The 2,451-nt window shown below is 63.6% G+C and carries 2 protein-coding genes; one reads left to right on the top strand and one right to left on the bottom strand.

Annotated elements, in window-relative coordinates; genetic code table 11:
* Positions 1-1,305: NAD-dependent malic enzyme (locus VJ307_08940; protein HJX74269.1), on the bottom strand; the 1,305-nt coding region annotated here is incomplete at its 3' end.
* A 223-nt stretch (positions 1,306-1,528) separates the two neighbouring features.
* Here VJ307_08940 and VJ307_08935 point away from each other — a divergent pair.
* Positions 1,529-2,083 carry a cupin domain-containing protein gene (locus tag VJ307_08935; GenBank protein HJX74268.1) on the top strand — a complete coding sequence of 185 codons (555 nt, stop codon included), beginning with the start codon at positions 1,529-1,531 and terminating at the stop codon, positions 2,081-2,083.
* Positions 2,084-2,451 lie beyond the last annotated feature (368 nt).

Raw genomic sequence — 2,451 nt, 5'->3', positions numbered from 1 at the left:
CTCATCTTTCCCCACGCAGGAGGCGATGGCGTGCGCGGCCGCCAGCTTCATCTCCTCGTTGATGCAGGAGGCACGCGAGTCGAGCGCCCCGCGGAAGATCCCCGGGAAGACCAGGGAGTTGTTGATCTGGTTCGGGTAGTCGGAACGGCCCGTCGCCATGATCCGGACGTACGGAGCGGCATCCTCGGGCTGGATCTCGGGGACCGGGTTGGCCATCGCGAAGACGATGGGGTCCTTCGCCATCTTCTTCAGGTCGTCCACCGTGATAAGCCCCGGGCCGGACAGCCCGAGGAACAGGTCCGCTCTTGCCATGACGTCCGACAGCTTCCCTTTCTCGTTCGACGGGTTGGTGTGTTCGGCATACCATTCCTTCATGAAGTTCATATGCTGCTTGCGCCCCTTGTAGATTGCGCCGATGCGATCCACGCCGATGATGTTGCGGACCCCCGCGTTCATCAGCATCTTGCTGCACGCCACGCCCGAGGCGCCGACGCCGGCCACCACCACCTTCAATTCCTCCAACCGCTTCTTGACGATCTTCAGGGAGTTGAGCAGCGCGGCGAGGACCACGACGGCCGTCCCGTGCTGGTCGTCGTGGAAGACGGGGATGTCCAGCTCGGCCTTGAGCCGCTCCTCGATCTCGAAGCACCGGGGAGCGGAGATGTCCTCGAGGTTGATCCCGCCGAAGGAGGGGGCGAGGGCCTTCACGATCCGGACGATCTCGTCGGTATCCTTCGTGGCCAGGCAGATCGGCCAGGCATCCACGCCGGCGAACTCCTTGAAGATCAACGCCTTCCCTTCCATGACGGGCATCGCCGCCTCGGGCCCGATGTCCCCCAGTCCGAGCACTGCGGTCCCGTCGCTGACGACGGCCACGGTGTTCTTGCGGATCGTCAAGGTGTGGGACTTCTTGACGTCTTTCGCGATCGCCATGCAGACGCGCGCCACCCCGGGAGTGTAGGCCATGGAGAGGTCCTCCCGGGTCTTGACGGAGATCTTGCCGCTGATCTCGATCTTCCCGCCGATATGCTTGAGGAAGGTCCGGTCGGATACGTTGATGATTTTCACCCCCGTGACCTTCTGGACCGCCCGGATGATCTCCTGGGCATTCTCCACTCCCCGGGTGCTGACCGTGATGTCCCGCATGACCGTTCCTTTCCCCACGCCGCTCAGGTCCACAGCGCCGATATCCCCCCCGGCATCTCCGATCGATGTGGTGACCTTTCCGAGCATGCCGGGCTTGCTCTGGATCTCAACGCGAATCGTGATGCTGTAACTCTCGGTGGGCAACAACGTCGCTGGCATGGTGGCCTCCCTCGGGGTACCCCGGAGTCGAATGGTGAATGCGTAACCTGTGATTCTAGTTAGCCCTATTCGGTAATTCAAGCGATATCCCCCGGGAAAGCGGGATTCCGGAATCTTGGCAGGAATGAATGATGTCAGCGAAATCCCCGACCGAGATGCATTTTATTGGAGAAGCTGTTTACAGGGCGACAGACCCGGGGATATCATGGATATACTAAGAGAGGTGAGATCCGTGGAAACGATCGACGTCGGAAAGAGGATCAAGAGCATCCGGAAGAGGAAGAACCTGACGCTCCAGGAGGTCTCGGAAAAGAGCGGCATGTCCGCCACCGCGATCAGCGCGATCGAGCGGAATGTTTCGTCCCCGACCGTGAACACCCTCGCCTCCATCGGAAGGGCTCTGGGCGAGTCGCTTTCCTCCCTGCTCGGAGAGGACGAGGTCGAGTATGTCGTGACCCGCGCCGCGAACCGGGAAAGGCTCGCGACGGACATCCCGGGCAGCGAATTCCTGAGCCTCGCGGCGGCGGTCCGGGGCCGGCGTTTCCACCCGAAACTCTGCATTCTCAAACCCGGAGCGAACAGCGGGGAGGACTTCGTCAACCATCAGGGAGACGAATTCTTCTTTGTGCTCCAGGGCGCGGTGGAAGTGGAGATCGACGGAACCTCCCTTGGGCTCGAGCAGGGAGACAGCCTCTACTTCCGCGGGAACACGCCCTACCGCTGGAAGAACGCGCCCGACCGGGGAGAGGCGCACCTTCTGGTCGTAACCACCTCCTGACCCCCGGGGGACGGCGCACTAGGCGGATCGTGGGACCCCGTTTCGCGGGCAGACGGGGGAAGACCGCAGCCGCCGCGCCGGGGCAGGCCGCCATTCCGCGCACAGGGCGATGCGGGGGGTCCTCGACGCGGCCTGTTTCGCTAAGGAAGAAATCGCGTCGAGCGGAACCGGCAGCGAGCGGGCGCAAGGTCGCGAGCGCTTGATAACGGAGGCCCCCGGCATCCAGAGGTCCGTTCCTGAAGAGGCCGTGCACCGAGAGGGTCGATGCGCCTCGTCCGGCGAGGCGCCCGGCCGAGGCGTACCCGTCGCGGTACGGTGAGGGCGGGCAACGAAGCCGGCGAGGATGCAGCGGCCCTCGAATGCCGGGA

The sequence above is a fragment of the Candidatus Deferrimicrobiaceae bacterium genome, from assembly GCA_035256765.1.
In the GTDB taxonomy this organism is placed as follows: domain Bacteria; phylum Desulfobacterota; class Deferrimicrobia; order Deferrimicrobiales; family Deferrimicrobiaceae; genus CSP1-8.
This window is presented reverse-complemented; position numbering and strand designations above follow the sequence as displayed.